Genomic DNA, 17,846 nt, shown 5'->3' with positions numbered 1-17,846 from the left:
GGTTGGTTAGATTGGTTGAGTAGTAGTGGCCAGAGTTTATCGCCAGAGCCCTGCGTCAAGGGTATTATCGGTCTTCATCATCAGACCCAGGGAAGGGCCGGTTAAACCGCGGGTCGCCCCAACCATGATGAGGGCGATGGCCGCGGCCACCACGATGAGGGCCAAAGGGGCCAAGCTGTTTGAAATAGTCATCTGCGGCGCCATCAGCATCATTAGCTTCCAGGCTGGTGACGAGTTTGCGGAGTAGCGTGGTTAACTGGGCCTGTTCATCAGCCGCTAAGCCGGCGAACAGTGTATCGGCCAATTTATCTTTTTCTCCTCGTGCTGAGGCGATAAAGGCTTGACCATCATCAGTCAGACTGATGAGCATGACGCGGCCGTCAGCGGCGGATGGCTCGCGTTTGACGAGGCCGCTGGCTTCGAGTTTGGCGACCAAAGCACTGGCGGAGCTGGGGCGAATGTCCAGCGCCTCAACGATTTCAGAATTGGTCAATTGTTGACGTTCGGCGATGAGCCGGAGCAGGCGCAGCTGCCCGCGTTCCTCGTTATCTTGATTAGCGGTGCGTAAATTCCAGACGGCGCTTTGCACGAAACCACGCTGGCGGAAGAGCCGACCAAACAAGCGCAGTAACTCTTGATTGTCTTGGGTCATCTATAAACACCTTCCTTATATTATTTAGTTAGCAAATGGTTGTAGCTAACTAACGAAATGAAGTCTACTCACTTTGTTAGTTTTTGTCAACCAAAACGAAATAATATTTTGAACCAACTTGACGGCGGTCAATTCGCTTTATTCCCCCAGGCGCTAAGCTGTACTTGTCAAATAAGGGGTGAACAAAATGAAATTTCAATTATGGATTGAAAAGCACACTACCCAGATTACGGCCATCACCGCAGTGTTGATTGCGGCTGGGTATGCCAGTAAATATCTGCTCCAACTGCCTGTTGCCTACGCGCTTTTGCTCGCGGTGGCTTCCATCATCGCCGTTGTGCCCATCGCCTTACACGCGATTTCTGCGCTGCGGGTGAAGGTCATCAGCATCGAACTGCTCGTGACCATCGCCGTGATCGGCGCGTTCGTCATCGGCGAATACAACGAAAGCGCCGTGGTCACCTTCCTGTTCTTGTTCGGGAACTTCCTGGAACAAAAAACGTTGGCGAAAACGCGGGCTTCCATCAAGTCGCTCACGGCGATGGCGCCAACCACTGCCGAGCTGGTCAATGATGACGGCAGCGTTGAAACCGTCGACGTTGACGATGTTGAAGAAGGCGACGTGGTGTTGGTCAAAACCGGTGGCGCCATTCCCGTCGATGGTACGGTCATTGAAGGGCAAGGGTACACCGATGAGGCCGCTGTGACTGGCGAATCCCGCGCCGTCACCAAGAATACCGGCGACAGTGTCTTCTCTGGCACGCTGCTAAGTGATGGCTACGTCAAAATCAAAGCCACCAAGGTCGGGGAAGACACGACCTTTGGGAAAATTATCGAACTAGTCGAAGATGCACAGGATACCAAGTCGCACGCCGAGAAATTTATCGACCGCTTCGCCCAGTACTACACGCCGGCTGTTCTGATTATTGCCCTGGCCGTCTTTTTGGTCAGCCGCGACTTCAAGCTGGCGATTACCGTGCTGGTGCTAGGGTGCCCTGGCGCATTGGTCATCGGCGCCCCGGTATCCAATGTGGCCGGCATCGGCAATGGCGCCAAGCGCGGCATTCTGGTCAAAGGCGGCGAGGCGATGGATACCTTTGCCAAAGTTGATACCTTCGTTTTCGATAAAACTGGGACGCTGACCGAAGGCAAAACCGCGCTGGCCGACGCCAAAGTCTACGGCGCCGACGCGGCACAAATCCTCACCCAAACTGCGGCGGTGGAAGCATTGTCGGATCATCCGCTGGGCAAAGCGATTTTGAACGCCGCTGATGCGCAAGGGCTGGATTACACCAAGCTCAGCATCTCCGCGAGTCAAACCCTCAAAGGCCAAGGCATCACCGCGACGGTCGATGGGCAAGAAATCTGCGCCGGTAATCAAAAACTGCTGGCGGCCCATCACGTGACCTTAAATGAGCAGCAACAAGCCGATTTGGCCGCGCTGCAAGCCACCGGCAGTTCCGTAGTGATTGTGGCAGTGGCAGGCCAGGTGGCGGCAATTTACGCGATTGCCGATACCATTCGGCCGGAACTGGCGGATCAGCTCGCCGCCTTGCGTCAGGCCGGCGCCAAGCACCTAGTGATGCTGACTGGGGATAACGCGCAAACCGCGAATTACGTGGCCGAGCAGCTCGGGATTGATGAAGTCCACGCCGAACTGCTGCCAGACGAAAAGGTGACCTACGTGAAGGCCTTCAAGGATGAAGGGCGCACGGTGGCTTTTGTCGGCGACGGCATCAATGACAGCCCGTCCTTGGCGACGGCGGATATCGGGATCGCGATGGGTTCAGGGACCGACGTGGCGATTGAAACGTCAGATATTGTCCTCATGCAGTCGAGTTTTGCCGCCTTGGTTCACGCCTACAAGTTGGCGAAGAAGACCGTCATGAACACCCGGGAAAATGTGGCGATCGCTATCGGTGTGGTGGCGTTCCTCCTGCTGGGCCTGATTGCTGGGTTCATCTACATGGCCAGTGGCATGTTCGTGCACGAAGCCAGCATCCTGGTCGTGATTTTTAACGCGATGCGCCTGATCAACTTCGGCGGCCGCGAAAAAGAAGCAAAAAAAGTGCCGAACTTGACCGCGGTCAAGTAAGCCTGCCGCCGAACCGACTAAACTATAACTGTAATCAAGCGAAAGGAAGTTATCAGCATGAATAAAAAAATCAGTTTACAGCTCGATGAATTGACCTGCCCATCTTGCTTAACCAAGATCGAAGGGGCCGTGAAACAAGAACCTGGCGTTGAGAATGTGAAGGTTTTGTTCAACGCGGGTAAGGTGAAGGCAGATTTCGATGATACGCAAAACAGCGCCGATAACCTCGCCAATGTGGTGACAAAGTTAGGATATGAAGTCAAAAAAGTGCGCGTGAAGGATCTCTAGGGGGAATGAACATGACGATTGAAGACCAGTACCAAGCCGAGTTAAAGCAAGCCGACATCGACCACCACAAGCCCACTGCCGGCGCGATGACCGGCCACATTCTCGCCAATCTGTGGTACCTGGATGTGAAGCTGCACCAAATCGCCTGGTATGTGAAAGGTGACAGCGCCTTTGCGGTTGCAGCTTACTACCAGGATTTGATTGCAGAAAACCGCAAACAAATCGATGAGCTCGGTGAACTATTGCTGGATGAAAACCAAATCGCGCCTTCAACGGTGGCAGAGTTCACGCAGTACACTAAGATCCCTGAAACTGGTGCCTTGAAGTATCACACTGCCAGCGATATGGTCGACGCCACCGCGCATGACTACACCACCGCGAACATGTTCATCGACCGCGCGATCAAGCTCGCCGAACGCGAAAACCGCCCCGCCATGGCCAACTTCCTGACCAACATGCGCGGCTACAATAACCAAGTCATTCGCAAGCTCCAGTCCTTCCTGGGTAAAACCGCCTGGGAAGGCCTCGTCGAAGAAGACGACGATGACGATGATGATTAAAGCGTGAATCAAATTAGCCCCAGTCATTGGCAATGCGCTCAGTGACTGGGGCTATTTTTGCGGAATGCCTTAACCACGGCGATAAATAGCGGAAAAAACGCGTTTTCTTTGGCTGCAGGCCGCTATTGCTTCATGATTTGACGCCGTTAAGGCTAATTATCAGCTAAACGCCGTTACGTCAGTGCTTATCCGCTTAAAAAACGCGTTTTAGTGGGTGGAGAGGTTGCGGCGTGTTTTTGCATCAATCCCGGCATAACGGGCCGCAACGTTGATAAAAACGCACTAAGCGTCGACAGCGTAATAATCGACAATTGTTTGGAGGGCGGCCGCGGCTTCTTCGCTGCCAGTCAGCTTCGTGTAATAGGCAGTGAATCGTGGATCTGCGACATACATCGCGGCTAAACCGCGGTGCATTGCTGGTGTCAGCTGCGGGGTGGTCGTCAGTAGCCACGCGCGATGGGCGTGATACGCGGCCGCGGCGTCAGCGCCTGGCAATGCCGGGGCGGCGAGATACGCCAACAGGGCCGTTTTTAACTGGGCTTCGGCTGCAGTCATGGCGGTGTATTGGGCCTCAGTCAAGGCGGCAAAACGCGTGTCTGCTTCTGCCTTGGCGGCTTTGCCATACTTGGCAATGACTTCGGCGCCATACGCTTCATCATTGGCTTTGATTTGGGCCTGCTTGAACGCGGCGAATTTTTCGGCATCAGGCATGTTTGATGCTCCTTTCTGGTTAGTGAGGGTGGCGTCAAGTTGGGCCAGTTGTTGATTGACCAGGCGGCGGTTAGCAAGCAATTTTTCGCGTTGCTGGGCCAGCGCCTGCACCCGCTGAACTGGCGGCTGGTCAAGTAGCGCCTGAATGTCGGCTAAGGCAAAGCCCAAGGCACGATAGGTCAAAATCAGCTGCAGGCGATCCACTTCTGCCAGGCCGTATTGGCGGTAGCCGTTGGCGGCCAGTGGCGGCGTGAGGAGGCCGATTTGATCGTAATAACGCAAGGTGCGGGCCGATACGCCACTGAGGGTTGCGAGTTGTTTGGTGCTGTACATGATGTCACCTCCAAAAACCATGGTAAAGGCTGACGCCGCGTCAGGGTCAAGCCTGATTGCGCAAAAAAAACCAGCTTCTGCGCAGGAAGCTGGTTTTAAGCTTAATAGTCGAGATGGTCGGCGGTCAAGTCTTCGCCGTTGGTGGCGATGACTTGCTTGTACCAAGCAAACGACTTCTTCTTGCTCCGGGCGAGGGTGCCGTGGCCTTCATCGTCTAAATCAACGTAGATGAAGCCATAGCGCTTGCTCATTTCGCCAGTGGAGGCACTGACCAAGTCAATGCAGCCCCATGGTGTGTAACCCATCACCGGCACGCCGTCAGCGATGGCGCCGCGAATGGCTTCCACGTGGGAGCGCAGGTAGTCAATGCGGTAGTCGTCGTAGATTTTACCGTCGGCTTCCACTGTATCCTTAGCACCAAGGCCATTTTCCACGATGAACAGCGGCACCTGGTAGCGGTCATGCAGCTGGTTGAGGCCAATGCGCAGGCCAGTTGGGTCGATTTGCCAGCCCCATTCGCTTTCCTTCAAGAACGGATTCTTCACGCCGCCTAGCATGTTGCCTTGCGTTTTCTCGTCGACTTTGCCGGTGACATCGGTGACGCCGGACATGTAGTAGGAGAAGGAGAGAAAATCGACGTGATACTGCTTGAGTAAGGCGAGCTCTTCTGGCGTGCGGTCGAGGTCGGCGCCGGTGAAGCCGTACATTTCGTACAGCGATTCGCTATAAGCCGGGTATTCACCGCGGACTTGCACGTCGGCACAGTAGAAGTTGAAGCCTTGGTTGAACTTCAAGGCCGCCAGCTGGTTCTTCGGATCAGAGTCAAAGGCGTAGTTGGTGGCAAAAATAATCATGTTGCCGACTTGGCTAGCCGGATTCTTGGCATGGGCCGCTTGCACGGCATAGGCACTCGCCACGAACTGATTATGCCAAGCTTGGAAGACATTCTTTTTGTCGTCAGCGCCGGTTTTGCTGATCATGCCTTGGCTCATGAACGGGAAGCCCGCCGCGGAGTTGATTTCGTTGAAGGTCAGCCAGTACTTAACCTTATCGCCAAAGCGGTCGATCACCGTTTCAGCATAGTGCTTGAAGAAGCCAATCAAATCCTTGTTCTTCCAGCCGCCGTAAGCTTCTGCCAGGTGCAGCGGCAGTTCATAGTGGGACAGGGTGATGACCGGCTCGATGTCATACTTCAAGCATTCATCGATGACGGCACCGTAGAACGCGAGGCCTTTTTCATTCGGCTCGGTTTCGTCGCCTTGCGGGAAAATCCGGCTCCAGGCAATGGAGAAGCGATAGGTCTTGAAGCCCATTTCGGCAAACAAGCCAATATCTTCCTTGTAGTGATGGTAAAAATCGATGCCTTCGTGGTTCGGGTACGTGTACTTGGCATTCGGCGTCCAATCGAAGTCGGGACTTTGAACGATTTTCATGCGATCTTTGCCGCCAGGAATTACATCATCGATCGACAGGCCGCGCCCGTCAACGTCATACGCGCCTTCTAGTTGGTTCGCCGCTGTGGCGCCGCCCCAGAGAAAGTCTTTTGGAAATTCAGTCATTCATCATGCCTTCTTTCGGTTTTATTATGCGGTGAAACCGCATCCAATCTTTATTATACAGGGTTAAGGGGATTTAGTCGTGTTTCACGTGGAACAGAATGAACCGGTGCCAGTTATTTGGCCAGTTGGGTGATCTGATCCGTCCAGTAGGCAAGTTGTGCGGTGGCCTGATCGGCTGATAATTGCGGCTGGTAGTTGCTATCAGCGGTACTTTGAATGCCTTGATTGCCTAGGCCATTCAGCGCCGCACCGACGCCGCTGAGCTCCTCAATCGGTGACGGTAACACTGGTTGCTGCGCCAAATCACTGAGCCGTTGCATGAGATAGCCATTCTTGATCATGCCGCCATCGACATGGATGCCTGGAATCAAATCAGCAAAATTGGTCTGAAGGAGCTTGATGATGTCAGTAATCTGGTAATCGACGGCATCAAGGCCAGCACGAATGATTTCGTTGCGACCAGTCAGCATCGTCATGCCCACCAGCGCGGCTTTGAGGGTAGGGTGACTGTATGGCACCGCCAGTCCGCTGAAGGCCGGAATGAGCAATGTCGTATCATCAGGTTGGGCTGCTTGTGCCATGGCACTGGTGGCGGCGGGGTCGGCAATCAGCTGAAGATTATTTTGCAGCCAAGAGATAATGGCGCCAGAATAATTGACGTTACCTTCCAACGCATAAGTGGTGCGGCCATTGCGGCGCCAAGCAATCGAAGTGTTGAGCAGTGGGGTTTGAATCAGCTCCTCGCCCGTGTTTAACATCACTGAAGAACCCGTGCCGAACGTGACCTTGAAACGGCCTGGAGTGAGACAGTTTTCGGCAAATAAAGCCGCCTGTGAGTCCCCCAAGACACTGATAATCGGTACTGCCTCAGGGAGTAGGCCGAACAAATCCGTGATGCCAAATTGACCATTCGAGTCGATGATGGTGGGGAGCCACTGGGCTTTGATGCCAAACAAGGCGCACATGGTTTCGTCCCACTGACCGGTGCGCAAGTTCATCAACTGGGTCCGGCAGGCGTTGCTCGGCTCGGTGAGGAAGTTACCACTCAGGAGGGCAACCAACCACGCATCAATGGTGCCAAAACAGAGATTATCCGTCGCGGCGGCGGTTTGCACCGCCTGATCATGGCGCAACAACCAGGCAAATTTCGCCCCAGAGAAATATGGAGAGAGGCCGAGACCAGTGATGGCCTGAACCTGCGCGCTGCCTGGCTGCTTGGCGAGTTGGGCCGTTAGGGCTGTGGAGCGGTTGTCTTGCCAGACGATGGCGTTGGTCAGGGGTTGGCCGGTGTCTTTGGCCCATGCGGCGGCGGTTTCGCGTTGATTGGAGATGGCAACGCCACTAATGGGTTGCGAGCCGGCATGTTGCACCGCCTTTTGAAGTAAGGCTTTGAGATTAGTTGTAATTTCGTTTAAATCATGGCTGATCCAGCCTTGGGCACTGATGATTTGACGATGCGGTTGCGTGACTTTGTCGGCCAAGGAACCATCTGGGTTGACCAAAAGGACTTTGGTGCCCTGAGTGCTTTGATCGATTGCGAGGGTTAATGCCAAAGTCATTCACCTACTTTTCTAACCAGGTTTTGACTTGCTGCGCCACGGCTGGCGCATCCATCTGATAAAAATGAAAGACTTCATCTTGAGTCCCAGCGATGACCGGCGCGTCAGGGAAACCAATGATATTCAGCTTGGTGTCACCGCGCGGGGCGATAATTTCCGCCACCGCAGCGCCAAGGCCGCCGATGCGACTATGTTCCTCAAGGGTGACGAGGTGATGGGTTTGATCGGCCACTTGGTTGATGAGGGCCTGGTCCAGGGGTTTGATTGAGACCGGATCGACGACTTGGGCGTGGATGCCAGTCTGCTCAAGTTGCCGGGCGGCATCAAGCGCGATATGCAGGGTTTCACCAGCAGTAATGATGGTGACGTCGTGGCCTAGGTCGAGCACTACCTGGCCGTGTCCTGGCTGCTGGAACGCCGTCTCGTCATCGCTGTACACGTCAGGCAAAGCGACTTTACCAATGCGCACATAGGCCGGGTGATTGGAAGTGGTGAGGTACTGCATCAAGGCGCGCGCCTGGTGCTGATCGGCTGGCATGTAGACTTCCAAATTAGGAATGGCGCGAGTGATGGCCAAATCCTGCAAGGAATGGTGGGTGGCGCCGAGATAGCTGTAAGAATTACCTCCAGAAATCCCAATTAATTTGACGTTGGTGTTGGAGTAAGCGACATCGACTTTGACTTGTTCGATACTCCGCATGGTTAAAAAGGCCGCCGGAGCAAAGGTAAAGGGACGTTTACCAGAGTGCGCAAGGCCAGCCGAAACCGTGACTGAGTTTTGTTCCGCAATCCCCATTTCGACGATATTTTCCGGCCACTTCGCCGCAAAGGGATTGAGCGCCGCTGAACCGCGAGAATCGCTGGTGACGGCGAGCACATTGCGATCTTTCGCCACGGCGCCAATCATTTCTTGGCAGATGACGTCACCAATTTTTGCAGATGCCATTATTGAAGACCTCCAATCACTGCTTCTAATTCTGCAACCCCGGCCGCATATTCTTCTGGGGTGGGGATGCGATGATGCCAACCAGCCTGATTTTCGGCAAAACTGATGCCTTTGCCTTTGATGGTGTCGGCCAAAATCAATTGCGGCTTGCCGGTTTCATTAGGCGCTTGTAAGGCGGCTACCAGAGCGGCCATGTCATTGCCGTTAACTTCAACGACATTAAACCCGAAGGCGGCGTATTTTTGCGCCAGCGGTTCACTGTTCATGACTTGCTCTGTTGGTCCGGTAATCTGCAGCCGGTTGTGATCGATGATGGCAGTCAGATTATCTAGTTTGTAATTGCCCGCGGCCATGGCGGCTTCCCACACAGAGCCTTCTGCTTGCTCACCATCACCCATCAAGGTATAGACATGGTAATCGCGCTGATCGAGTTTTCCGGCTAGGGCAATCCCAGTGGCCAGGCCCAAGCCATGGCCTAAAGAGCCGGTGTTCAGCTCAATCCCATTGATGTGATTGGTCGGATGACCAATGAAGTCGGAGTTGAATTGCGAGTAAGTCGCTAACGCCTCTTTTGGGAAATAGCCCCGGTCAGCGAGGACGCTGTAGAGAATTTCGACGGCATGCCCTTTCGATTGAATGTAGCGGTCACGGTTAGGATCCGTGAAAGTCGCTGGCGTTTGCTTCAGGGCGCTGTAATACAAGGCGACCAGAATGTCAGCGCAGGACAAATCGGAACCGGTGTGGCCGTTTTTAGCCCGGTAAATCATTTGCCAAGTGGCCAGGCGCATTTGGGCGGCTTTTAATTCAAGTGCTTTAATTTCCACAATCTCGCCTCCTAGTGGCGCGGCGCGCGGGCAACCGAATCTAAGTCGCCGCGTAGATAAGCTTGGACGTCTTCTTCGATTGGATCGTAGAAGTCCGGCTTTACGTTAAGATACTTGCAGGCTTCATAGAGAATCGGCACCACGTCGGCACGAACTGCTGCCATATGGTGAATATACGGGCCGTAAACAAGCTTGGTTTCAAAGCGGTTGAGGTTGGCAAATTGCAACCACAGATAGGTGCCTTGTTCATAGGGCCCTTCGCAGGTGGTGGCGTTACCCATCAACATGGAATATTCACCATGGTCGCCATCAAAACGGCACAAGGTGTAATCCCCGTCTTTGGCTTGGAACCCAACGGAGCCAGGGAAGTCGAAGACAAAGTGAGAGGGCGGCAATTGTGGCTTGTTTTTGGCCGTCGAGAAAGGAAAGACGCCCAGATGCTGGAGCAACTCGCCATTGGGGTTTTCAGGATGGCGGCAGTTGACATCGGCAAAAATGGCCTTTTCATCCCCCATAGTAGCGGCTTCGACCAGCAATTCAGAAATAACCCCGTGAATATCGGTTTCGCAGGTGACTGGGGTGCCTTCATCTTGGAGCAGCGATTCAGAGGCATAAGGTAAAATTCCAATTTCGTCTTGCAAGGCGGTCCAGCACTGAATGGCGCCGGCGTTGCAGCCGTATTCGGTCATTTTGTTGGTCAAGGCGACTTTGAGTGCCGCCACCATGGCTAAATCGTGATCACTGATGGCGACATCGGCGAGCTGGCGGTATTTGGTCATCACGGCTGCCACGCCAGGCTGGTCGTCTGCTTGAACCCGGCGAATTTCCGCTACGATTTCCTCAAGGGGAATTGGCGATAAGGAGATGTTGAACTTCTCCAGCAACTCGCCTTCATTGACCATCGTGGACCAAAAATCAAACGGCCGCGGGCCCACTTGTAAAATCCGGGTGTTCTTGAAAGTCTTCACCACGTTGCAGACCTTGATGAAGTCCCGCACGCCGCGCTCAAACTCAGGGTCATCGATATCGACATTGACGAGGTAGGTGAAAGGAACGTTGAACCGGCGCAGGACCTTCCCAATGGCGAACAGGCCACACTGGGTGTCGCGCAAGCGGGAGCCATCAGCCGCTGGCGCTTCATCCTTTGGGCCCCATAGCAGCACTGGAACATCGAATTGTTTGGCGAGGCGGGCACATTCATATTCAGTCCCGAAATTTTCGTTGGCGAGAAATAACCCGTCGATATGAGCCGCTTTGAATTTAGCGGCAATCTTCTCCTGACCGGCATCGTCGTACAACAGACCATCGCTGTTCACATCTTTGATGTCGACATAATTGACCTTCATCGCATCCAGTTTAGCTCGCGTTAAGTCAGCGAATTCAATGGCCGCATCAGCAGAGAAAATATTGCGCCGCGTCGGCGCAAAACCAAGCGTAATTTGGTTGTTCATGGTAATTCCTCCTAAACTAAATTGTTTGTTTACAAAACTTAGTGTATTATTTTAGTTGACAAAGCGCAACAGATTTTGCTTTTATTTGCTTAATTTAGTATTCTTTTAGTTGAAATGAGAGGAGCCAATTCAGATGGCGCTTAAAATGAGTGATATCGCCAAAATGGCGAATGTCTCCAAGTCCGCGGTTTCAATCGCGATCAATGGCAAGGAAGGCATTAGTGAAGAAACACGACAGAAAATCCTTAAAATTATTGATGAACAAGGCTACACGCCGCTGCGGAAAAGTCGCCGCGATGACACGGTTGGCATGGGTGAGGTGACCTTCCTCGTTGTCACCACCAGCGGTTTGGTGCAAGACAACTATCGCAGCCTGCCCTTCTTCAACAGCCTGATTTCTGCTTTGTCAGCAGATGTGGGGCAGCAGGGCGGTAGTCTCCGAACGGTGACGGTTGAAGCCAACGATTTGGCTGATCGGTTAGAAAATGTCGCCAACACCAGCCAAAACGGGGTGCTGGTACTCGGCACTGATCTGTCAAAGGCCCAAACCCGGCTAATTCGGCGGCGCCTCAATCATGTGGTGTTCCTCGACACCTACTTTGAGGATGTCATGGCTGATTTCGTCACGATGGATAACTATCAAGGCGCTCAACTGGCCGCGCGCTACATGTTGCAGCAAGGGTATAAGAATATCGGCTATTTTGCTTCGGATAAACCGATGTCTAACTTTAATGAGCGCCGCCGTGGTTTCCGTGAGGCCCTCAGCGATGCCGGGGTCAAGATTGCCAATGACCACTTCTACTTGCTTTCGCCTACTGACCAAGATCCCCAAGGCCTTGATCTGAAAGCCGATTCACTGCCAGAGACCATTTTCTGCGAAGATGACTACATCGCCATTCGGCTCATCAAAGCGGCGCAACGTGCAGCTATCAGTGTCCCGGATAAGTTAGCGGTGATGGGGTTTGATGATATTTATGAAGCCTCGTTAATTTCGCCAGAGCTCTCAACCATTCATGTGCCGGTTGAGCAGATGGCGCGTCAAGCACTCCATCAGTTGCAAGGACAGCTCACCAGCACCAGCTGGAACCCACAGAAAACGCTTGTGGCAACAACCTTGGTTAAACGGCAATCCTTATAAAATTGTGACATCAAAAATGACCGGTACCGCTAGCCAGCGGACCGGTCATTTTGTTTATTTTTAGTTTAGTAAAATAAGCTTGACCAGAATTTAGTTTGGTGATAGTTTAAGAATGTGCACAGGAAAGCGAATTCATTTTCTAGTTTAGTTTAATCGCTATCATGATCGATTCTTTTTTTCAATGGAGGTGGTTGTGTGCTTACCGTGAAGGGCACGCAGTTTTATGAAGATGGGCACCCATTCTTTTATCTAGCGGATACTTGTTGGAGCGCTTTTACGAATATCACCCTAGATGAATGGAATTATTACCTCGACTATCGCGCCAGCCAAGGTTTCAACACGGTGCAGATCAACATGCTCAGTCAGTGGGATGCCAGTGAATCAGACCTCAATATTTGGCCGTTTCCGCGCCAGCAAGATGGCGTTCACTATACTTATGACTTTTCCCAACTTAACGAAGCCTACTTTGACCGGGCAGAGAAAATGATTGCGATGGTCCGCGACCATCACATGACACCAGCATTAGTGCTACTGTGGTCGAACTTTGTCCCTGGGACTTGGGCCGCCAAGATGGCGTTTAACAATCAGATGCCATTCGACGAGATTGAACCTTATGTGGCTTATGTCACCAAACGGTATCAGCAGTATCAACCCCTGTATTTCGTCAGTGGCGATACAGATTTCCCGACTGAGGAAACGGTTCGTTACTACGCGCAGGCGCTGAAAGTGGCCAAGGAGAATGATCCTAGCGCGCTGTATTCCTTCCACATTAAAGGCCGGTTGGCTGAGTTGCCAGAAGATTTTTATCAGCAGGCTGATTTCTTCAGTTATCAATCTGGTCATAATCTGGCCGGACAAAACACGGCGTACTTAATTCCTAGCCAGCTGCGCGCTCAAGGTTACACCAAGCCGATCATTAACGCGGAACCCTGCTATGAGCAGATCAGTTATAGCCGCAATCTCTATGGGCGCTATAGTGCCAGGGATGTGCGCCAGGCTGCTTGGAGTTCGGTTTTGTCAGGTGCTAATGCTGGTATTACCTATGGGGCCCATGGGATTTGGAGCTGGCATCGGCAAGGTAAAAAATTTGGCATTGTCGAAGGGGAAGGGTTTGATGCCCCGTTTGACTGGCGCGATGCGCTTCACTTTGGCGGCGCCGATGATATGGCGCTGATGAAGCAGTTTGTCAGTCAACAGTTTCCTGATGGCATTGTGCCAGTGGCCGCGCAGTTGAAGGATGATAGTATTCGCGTTGGCAGTAGCCCAGACCATCAGCAGTATGTGCTCTATGTGCCATCCAATACAAAAATTGATCTCAGCACGCTTAATTTAAAAGTTAATGCTGCCGCAACGATTTATGATCTTGCTAACCGGACCAACAGGCCACTTGCAATTGAGCAAAATTGGCTGAGTCAAAGTCGGGCGGAAGCAGATTCAGTGGTGCTGATTAAACAAGTATCTGACTCGAAAGGAGCTTTATGATGAGTAAGTCCAGTGATTTTACAAACAAGGCTATCGCCGCGGCCGAAAAAGTCTCGGCTAACAATTACTTAAAGGCTATTTCCAATGGTTTGATGGGCACTTTACCGATGTTAATCGTTGGTTCGATTTCTTTGTTACTTGCCTCTTTACCAATCAAGCCTTGGACTAATTTTCTAAATACGATTGGTATCGCCTCATACTTATCTGCTGCCTACACCGTGACAGTCGGCTGTATTGCTATCTATTCAGCTTTCATGATCGGGTATCAGCTCGCTAAGAATTACGATGTTGATGCTATTCCAGCCGGGATGCTTGGGCTGTTTTCCTTCTTGGTGCTGACCCCATTTTTGACGGTTAAGCAGACAACCACCCTTGATCTTTCCAAGTTGGGGGCCCAGGGCCTGTTTACCGCGATGATTGCAGCGTTAATTTTTGTCCGGATTTATATCTTTTTTGCTCAAAAGAACATCGGGATTAAGATGCCTGCAGGGGTGCCACCATTTGTTTCGAAAACTTTCGCTGGGTTAGTCCCGGTTTCAATTTCAGCAACAGCAGCTATCATTGTGGCCGCCCTGTTTGGCAAAACTAGTTTTGGTTCATTCTCAGCGTTTATTTATGCCATCTTGGCGACGCCACTCCAGCATCTTTCTTCCAGCGTTTGGTCATTGCTGTTTATCCTGTTGATTCAGATGGTCTTCTGGTTTTTCGGGATTCATGGTTCATTGTTAGTTGGGAGCTTCGTCACAGCACTGTATTTGCCAATGGATGTTGCTAACATGGATGCCCTTCAAAAAGGGGTTGCCAATTCGCAGTTACCCAATATCCTCGGCTATACCTTCTATAACATTTTCTCCGGGATTGGCGGTGCCGGCGGGACACTTTCGCTCTTGATTGTCATCTTAATTATCGCTAAGGCCAAGCAGTTGCGGACCATTGCTAACTTGAGTGCCATTCCAGGCCTGTTTACCATTAATGAACCTGTCATCTTCGGCCTGCCTATGATTTTAAATCCAGTGATGCTGGTGCCATTTGTCACAGTGCCGATGATTCAGACAGTCGTTGCTTATGCGGCAATCGCCGTTGGCCTCGTACCACATTTGAACGGGATTCAAGTGCCGTTTGGGACACCAGTTTTGCTGAATGCCTTTATCGCTGGTGGGTGGAAGGCTTCTGTACTGCAAGTCGTTTTGATCGCCATTGGCTGTGTGGTTTATCTGCCATTTGTTAAGTTACTCGATCGTAAGACTTTGGCCGAAGAAACCGCTGCAGAATAGCATGATATTTGAGCTAGGGAAAAGAACCGCAGTCGCGGTTCTTTTTTTTATGAATTTTTTGCCTCGCCCTTGCTGGGTTATAATGACGGCATCTGGAGGTTACGCCATGAGAGAAAAAACTGATACCACCAACATCACCACCATCCCGGCGTTCATTGCCGCCCAAAATCCGGTGGTGCAGCCGCCGCTAAAGGCCATGTATGCCATCTTAAAAGCAGCGCTGCCGGAAGCTGAAGAGCGCATCAGCTATCAAATGCCGATGTTTTGGCAAGGGCAAGCGATTGCCTATTTTGATGCTGGGGAGGGCTATCTGGGCTTTTACCCGACCAGCGGCCCCATTGTACAGTTTGCCGCTGAGTTGACCCGTTATCGCCACAGTAAAGGGGCGGTCCACTTGCCCCTAGATCAGCCGCTACCGGCGGCCCTGATCACTAAAATGGTGCAATGGCAGCTTGCCCAGGTGCAAAGCGGCGCCGCTAAACCGCGCCGCACCCCGAAGCCGAAAGTGGCAATGCCGGCGGCGATTCGTGATGCCTTAATTGCCGCCGATTTGATGACAGCCTACGAAGCCAGACCGCCATATCAGCGCAACGACTATCTGGGGTGGATTACGCAGGCGAAGCGCGAAGCGACCCAGCAAAAGCGCCTTGATCAAATGCTGGAAGAGCTGCGTGCTGGGGATGTTTTCATGAAAATGAGCTGGCGACAGCGATGACGGAAGACTTAAGTCAATGGCAGCAGCAAATCGCCGCGGTTAAGCAAGCAGGGACGAGGCGCCATTTTGCCGCGGGGGAGGATTTGCTGCGCGAAGGGGAAGTGGCAACGCAGCTTTTCTTCGTGGAAAAAGGCGGCTTAAGGCTTTGGCACAATGCGGATGGCGATGACGTCACAGTGCAATTTTTCTTCGTCGGTGAAGCTGTGGCCTCGTTTGAAAGCTTCTATCTCGGCGAACCGAGCCTATTTTCGATTACGGCCATAGAGCCCACTGAGGTGGTGGCAGTGCCGGTGGCGGCGTTTCGCGCTGCTTTGCAAAGGGATCCACAGGCGCTGGCGGCCTTCACGGATCGCATTTGCCATCGGTTTATTACCTACACCCAGTACTTCTTGAATTTGCTGGAGCTGACGCCGGAGCAGCGCTACTTGCGGCTTCAAGCCGAGCGGCCGGATTTGCTGACGCGGGTGCCGCAATATGAACTGGCGACTTATTTGGGCATCACGCCAGTGTCCTTGTCGCGCATTCGGCAGCGGCTAAAAAAGACCCCGCCCGCTTAACAAAGGTTAATGCGGCGGGGCCAATAAGCGACTAATCTCATGATGAAAGCGAGGTTAGTCGAATGAAAAATATTGTTATTGTGACCTGTCATCCTTATGATGGGAGTTTCTGCCATGCGTTGATGATGGCTGTGAAATCAGGCGCCGAAGCCGCCGGCAAAACGGTCACGGTGCTCGACTTGGAGGCAGATGGGTTTGATCCAGTGATGCACAGTGCTGATCTGATTGGCTTCTTGAAGCATCAGGCCGTTGATGAGCAAGCCAAAGCTTACATCCAGACGGTAAAGGCTGCTGATCAGCTGGTGCTGATTTTCCCGATTTGGTGGGAATTGATGCCAGCGATGATGAAAGGCTTCATCGACAAGGTAATTTTTCCTGGCGAAACCTTCACCTATCGCAAAAGTCTCAGCGGGATGGCCCCGCTCATTAAAGCGCAGCGCACAACCATCATGACGACCATGAACACGCCCAGTCTGCTGTACCGGTTCGTGTTCGGCCAAGCCATTCAACGCGCTTTGGTGCGTGGGACTTTGAAGAAAATGGGGCTGAAGCATGTCACCTGGCAAAACTGTGCCATGGTGAAAAAAAGTACCCCAGCGAAGCGTGAGGCTTGGCTGAATCGTGCTAAGCGCATCGGGGCGCAAAGCTAACGCTTGCGAATTAGCAGGCTATATTGACCACTGGCCGCGTGCTGGTGGTTATTTTCGTTTCACCAGCCGATGCAGCGGCAAGGCGGCAAATAGGACGAAAAATAGATTTGAACCAAGCCCTGGCAACGCCCAAGCCAGCCCGAGTATCACCACCAGCAAAGCGCTGGTGATGAAATCAGCCGCTTGGACGCGGTGATTGACGGCGTGACGCAACCAGACACTGACGGCAGAGCCGAACAGCAGCACCGCAGTGTAAAGCATTAGGCCCAGGCGGCCAGTATTATCCACGATGAGGCGGGTGGACGCGGGAATCAGCACGATGGCCAGCAGCCATAAGACATTGGCCCAGTAGCCGCTTTTACTGAGGGCAGTGACTGGCGCTAACGTGCGTCGGTGACCATTCCAGAAGCTGAACACGGTGAAAAACGAAATCAAGACTCCGAGCAACAGGTGGGCAAAGGTCACCGACTGCAGCCGCGTTGCCAAGTTGCCGGCGGTTAACGTCGCAAAAAAATCGGTCAGCGGTAGCACTAATAATGTGATCGCCACCGCCACAATGGCGTCTGTAAAGGCAATGAGGCGCTCTAAAGTTTTGCCTTGGATCATGACAGGCACCAAGGCGTGCAGCAGTCATGTGTCGTAATGATAGTCATCAAGAATCGGCCTACTTTCAGTTTGGAATAAACCAATTATACCCGTTCTTGTCTATCTGACGTGGGATCAGTACAATTTAGTTCTTGCGTTATACTACGATTACTAAATGAAAGCGAGTGGGCGCTATGTTCATTGTTTGGGGTAGCCGCGGTTACCAGAAAAGATTAAGTGAGACTGAGGGTTTGGTGCATTGTGAGCACTTCAATAACGATGTGCATTATGAGGCCGTGGAAATTGGCCGCCACTTCACGCTGTTTTGGATCCCGTTATTTACCTATCGCCGGCAATACGCTGCAGTGTGCCCGATTTGTGGCCGCGGCCGGTCTGCTGACGCCAAGGCAGAGCTGGAATACCTGATGGCTGCCTTGAGTACGCCGGCGCCTGACGTCAAGGCGTAG

Annotated in this window: 18 protein-coding genes; 10 read left to right on the top strand and 8 right to left on the bottom strand. The window is 52.5% G+C overall.

The window, feature by feature from the left end; translation table 11 throughout:
- Positions 1-64 precede the first annotated feature (64 nt).
- Positions 65-652 carry a MarR family winged helix-turn-helix transcriptional regulator gene (locus EKM90_RS05135; protein ID WP_125580358.1) on the bottom strand — a complete coding sequence of 196 codons (588 nt, stop codon included), beginning with the start codon at positions 650-652 and terminating at the stop codon, positions 65-67.
- Positions 653-839: 187 nt separating this feature from the next.
- Between EKM90_RS05135 and EKM90_RS05130 the strand changes: the two genes are divergently transcribed.
- From EKM90_RS05130 to EKM90_RS05120, 3 genes are read left to right on the top strand one after another with little or no spacing between them, the layout of a single operon-like run.
- The gene (locus EKM90_RS05130) at positions 840-2,747 is read left to right on the top strand and encodes a heavy metal translocating P-type ATPase (protein ID WP_125580355.1); all 1,908 of its coding nucleotides are present in this window, start codon (positions 840-842) and stop codon (positions 2,745-2,747) included.
- A 57-nt stretch (positions 2,748-2,804) separates the two neighbouring features.
- Positions 2,805-3,035, top strand: coding sequence for a heavy-metal-associated domain-containing protein (locus EKM90_RS05125; protein WP_125580353.1), 231 nt, complete (start codon positions 2,805-2,807; stop codon positions 3,033-3,035).
- 5 nt (positions 3,036-3,040) lie between these two features.
- A complete protein-coding gene (locus tag EKM90_RS05120; protein ID WP_164507864.1) occupies positions 3,041-3,595 on the top strand; it encodes a Dps family protein in 555 nt (184 codons plus the stop codon).
- 282 nt (positions 3,596-3,877) lie between these two features.
- Here EKM90_RS05120 and EKM90_RS05115 read toward each other — a convergent pair whose 3' ends face one another.
- The 6 genes from EKM90_RS05115 to EKM90_RS05090 form a co-directional block, all read right to left on the bottom strand.
- A complete protein-coding gene (locus EKM90_RS05115) occupies positions 3,878-4,639 on the bottom strand; it encodes a MerR family transcriptional regulator (RefSeq protein ID WP_164507863.1) in 762 nt (253 codons plus the stop codon).
- 101 nt (positions 4,640-4,740) lie between these two features.
- Entirely contained in the window at positions 4,741-6,198 is a 1,458-nt protein-coding gene (locus tag EKM90_RS05110) for a glycoside hydrolase family 1 protein (RefSeq protein WP_125580347.1), read from the bottom strand.
- Between the two features lie 113 nt (positions 6,199-6,311).
- On the bottom strand, positions 6,312-7,757 hold the full coding sequence (locus EKM90_RS05105) for an FGGY family carbohydrate kinase (protein ID WP_125580345.1): 1,446 nt from the start codon (positions 7,755-7,757) through the stop codon (positions 6,312-6,314).
- Between the two features lie 4 nt (positions 7,758-7,761).
- The gene (locus EKM90_RS05100) at positions 7,762-8,703 is read right to left on the bottom strand and encodes a transketolase family protein (RefSeq protein ID WP_125580343.1); all 942 of its coding nucleotides are present in this window, start codon (positions 8,701-8,703) and stop codon (positions 7,762-7,764) included.
- Entirely contained in the window at positions 8,703-9,527 is an 825-nt protein-coding gene (locus EKM90_RS05095; protein ID WP_125580341.1) for a transketolase, read from the bottom strand. Before EKM90_RS05095 ends, EKM90_RS05100 begins: the two co-directional genes overlap by 1 nt.
- 11 nt (positions 9,528-9,538) lie before the next feature.
- The gene (locus EKM90_RS05090; RefSeq protein ID WP_125580340.1) at positions 9,539-10,978 is read right to left on the bottom strand and encodes an L-fucose/L-arabinose isomerase family protein; all 1,440 of its coding nucleotides are present in this window, start codon (positions 10,976-10,978) and stop codon (positions 9,539-9,541) included.
- A 133-nt stretch (positions 10,979-11,111) separates the two neighbouring features.
- On the opposite strand from EKM90_RS05090, the gene EKM90_RS05085 reads away from it, so the two are divergent.
- The 6 genes from EKM90_RS05085 to EKM90_RS05055 all read left to right on the top strand — a co-directional run bounded on the left by EKM90_RS05085 (position 11,112) and on the right by EKM90_RS05055 (position 16,794).
- On the top strand, positions 11,112-12,116 hold the full coding sequence (locus tag EKM90_RS05085) for a substrate-binding domain-containing protein (RefSeq protein WP_125580338.1): 1,005 nt from the start codon (positions 11,112-11,114) through the stop codon (positions 12,114-12,116).
- Positions 12,117-12,311: 195 nt separating this feature from the next.
- On the top strand, positions 12,312-13,598 hold the full coding sequence (locus EKM90_RS05080; protein WP_125580336.1) for an apiosidase-like domain-containing protein: 1,287 nt from the start codon (positions 12,312-12,314) through the stop codon (positions 13,596-13,598).
- Positions 13,598-14,872, top strand: a complete 1,275-nt coding sequence (locus tag EKM90_RS05075; protein ID WP_125580334.1) for a PTS sugar transporter subunit IIC — start codon at positions 13,598-13,600, stop codon at positions 14,870-14,872. Before EKM90_RS05080 ends, EKM90_RS05075 begins: the two co-directional genes overlap by 1 nt.
- A gap of 106 nt (positions 14,873-14,978) precedes the next feature.
- Positions 14,979-15,587, top strand: coding sequence for a YdeI/OmpD-associated family protein (locus EKM90_RS13020; RefSeq protein WP_225422727.1), 609 nt, complete (start codon positions 14,979-14,981; stop codon positions 15,585-15,587).
- Positions 15,584-16,144 carry a Crp/Fnr family transcriptional regulator gene (locus EKM90_RS05060; protein ID WP_125580332.1) on the top strand — a complete coding sequence of 187 codons (561 nt, stop codon included), beginning with the start codon at positions 15,584-15,586 and terminating at the stop codon, positions 16,142-16,144. Before EKM90_RS13020 ends, EKM90_RS05060 begins: the two co-directional genes overlap by 4 nt.
- Positions 16,145-16,206: 62 nt before the next feature.
- On the top strand, positions 16,207-16,794 hold the full coding sequence (locus EKM90_RS05055) for an NAD(P)H-dependent oxidoreductase (protein ID WP_125580330.1): 588 nt from the start codon (positions 16,207-16,209) through the stop codon (positions 16,792-16,794).
- Positions 16,795-16,842: 48 nt separating this feature from the next.
- Here the strand turns inward: EKM90_RS05055 and EKM90_RS05050 are convergent, their stop codons facing one another.
- Positions 16,843-17,400 carry a TMEM175 family protein gene (locus EKM90_RS05050; protein ID WP_125580328.1) on the bottom strand — a complete coding sequence of 186 codons (558 nt, stop codon included), beginning with the start codon at positions 17,398-17,400 and terminating at the stop codon, positions 16,843-16,845.
- Between the two features lie 173 nt (positions 17,401-17,573).
- Here EKM90_RS05050 and EKM90_RS05045 point away from each other — a divergent pair, with 173 nt between their 5' ends.
- A complete protein-coding gene (locus EKM90_RS05045) occupies positions 17,574-17,846 on the top strand; it encodes a zinc-ribbon domain-containing protein (protein ID WP_125580326.1) in 273 nt (90 codons plus the stop codon).

Origin of the sequence: Lacticaseibacillus suibinensis, assembly GCF_003946175.1 — a bacterium.
Lineage (GTDB): Bacteria > Bacillota > Bacilli > Lactobacillales > Lactobacillaceae > Lacticaseibacillus > Lacticaseibacillus suibinensis.
Note: the sequence above shows the minus strand (reverse complement) of the source record. Positions and strands in the feature narration are given on the sequence as shown.

Coding starts and splice junctions, on each gene's coding strand:
- EKM90_RS05130 (WP_125580355.1), top strand. CDS start 840: ATGAAATTTCAATTATGGATTGAAAAGCACACTACCCAGATTACGGCC.
- EKM90_RS13020 (WP_225422727.1), top strand. CDS start 14,979: ATGAGAGAAAAAACTGATACCACCAACATCACCACCATCCCGGCGTTC.
- EKM90_RS05120 (WP_164507864.1), top strand. CDS start 3,041: ATGAACATGACGATTGAAGACCAGTACCAAGCCGAGTTAAAGCAAGCC.
- EKM90_RS05110 (WP_125580347.1), bottom strand. CDS start 6,198: ATGACTGAATTTCCAAAAGACTTTCTCTGGGGCGGCGCCACAGCGGCG.
- EKM90_RS05050 (WP_125580328.1), bottom strand. CDS start 17,400: ATGATCCAAGGCAAAACTTTAGAGCGCCTCATTGCCTTTACAGACGCC.
- EKM90_RS05060 (WP_125580332.1), top strand. CDS start 15,584: ATGACGGAAGACTTAAGTCAATGGCAGCAGCAAATCGCCGCGGTTAAG.
- EKM90_RS05125 (WP_125580353.1), top strand. CDS start 2,805: ATGAATAAAAAAATCAGTTTACAGCTCGATGAATTGACCTGCCCATCT.
- EKM90_RS05055 (WP_125580330.1), top strand. CDS start 16,207: ATGAAAAATATTGTTATTGTGACCTGTCATCCTTATGATGGGAGTTTC.
- EKM90_RS05100 (WP_125580343.1), bottom strand. CDS start 8,703: ATGGCATCTGCAAAAATTGGTGACGTCATCTGCCAAGAAATGATTGGC.
- EKM90_RS05045 (WP_125580326.1), top strand. CDS start 17,574: ATGTTCATTGTTTGGGGTAGCCGCGGTTACCAGAAAAGATTAAGTGAG.
- EKM90_RS05075 (WP_125580334.1), top strand. CDS start 13,598: ATGAGTAAGTCCAGTGATTTTACAAACAAGGCTATCGCCGCGGCCGAA.
- EKM90_RS05105 (WP_125580345.1), bottom strand. CDS start 7,757: ATGACTTTGGCATTAACCCTCGCAATCGATCAAAGCACTCAGGGCACC.
- EKM90_RS05135 (WP_125580358.1), bottom strand. CDS start 652: ATGACCCAAGACAATCAAGAGTTACTGCGCTTGTTTGGTCGGCTCTTC.
- EKM90_RS05085 (WP_125580338.1), top strand. CDS start 11,112: ATGGCGCTTAAAATGAGTGATATCGCCAAAATGGCGAATGTCTCCAAG.
- EKM90_RS05115 (WP_164507863.1), bottom strand. CDS start 4,639: ATGTACAGCACCAAACAACTCGCAACCCTCAGTGGCGTATCGGCCCGC.
- EKM90_RS05090 (WP_125580340.1), bottom strand. CDS start 10,978: ATGAACAACCAAATTACGCTTGGTTTTGCGCCGACGCGGCGCAATATT.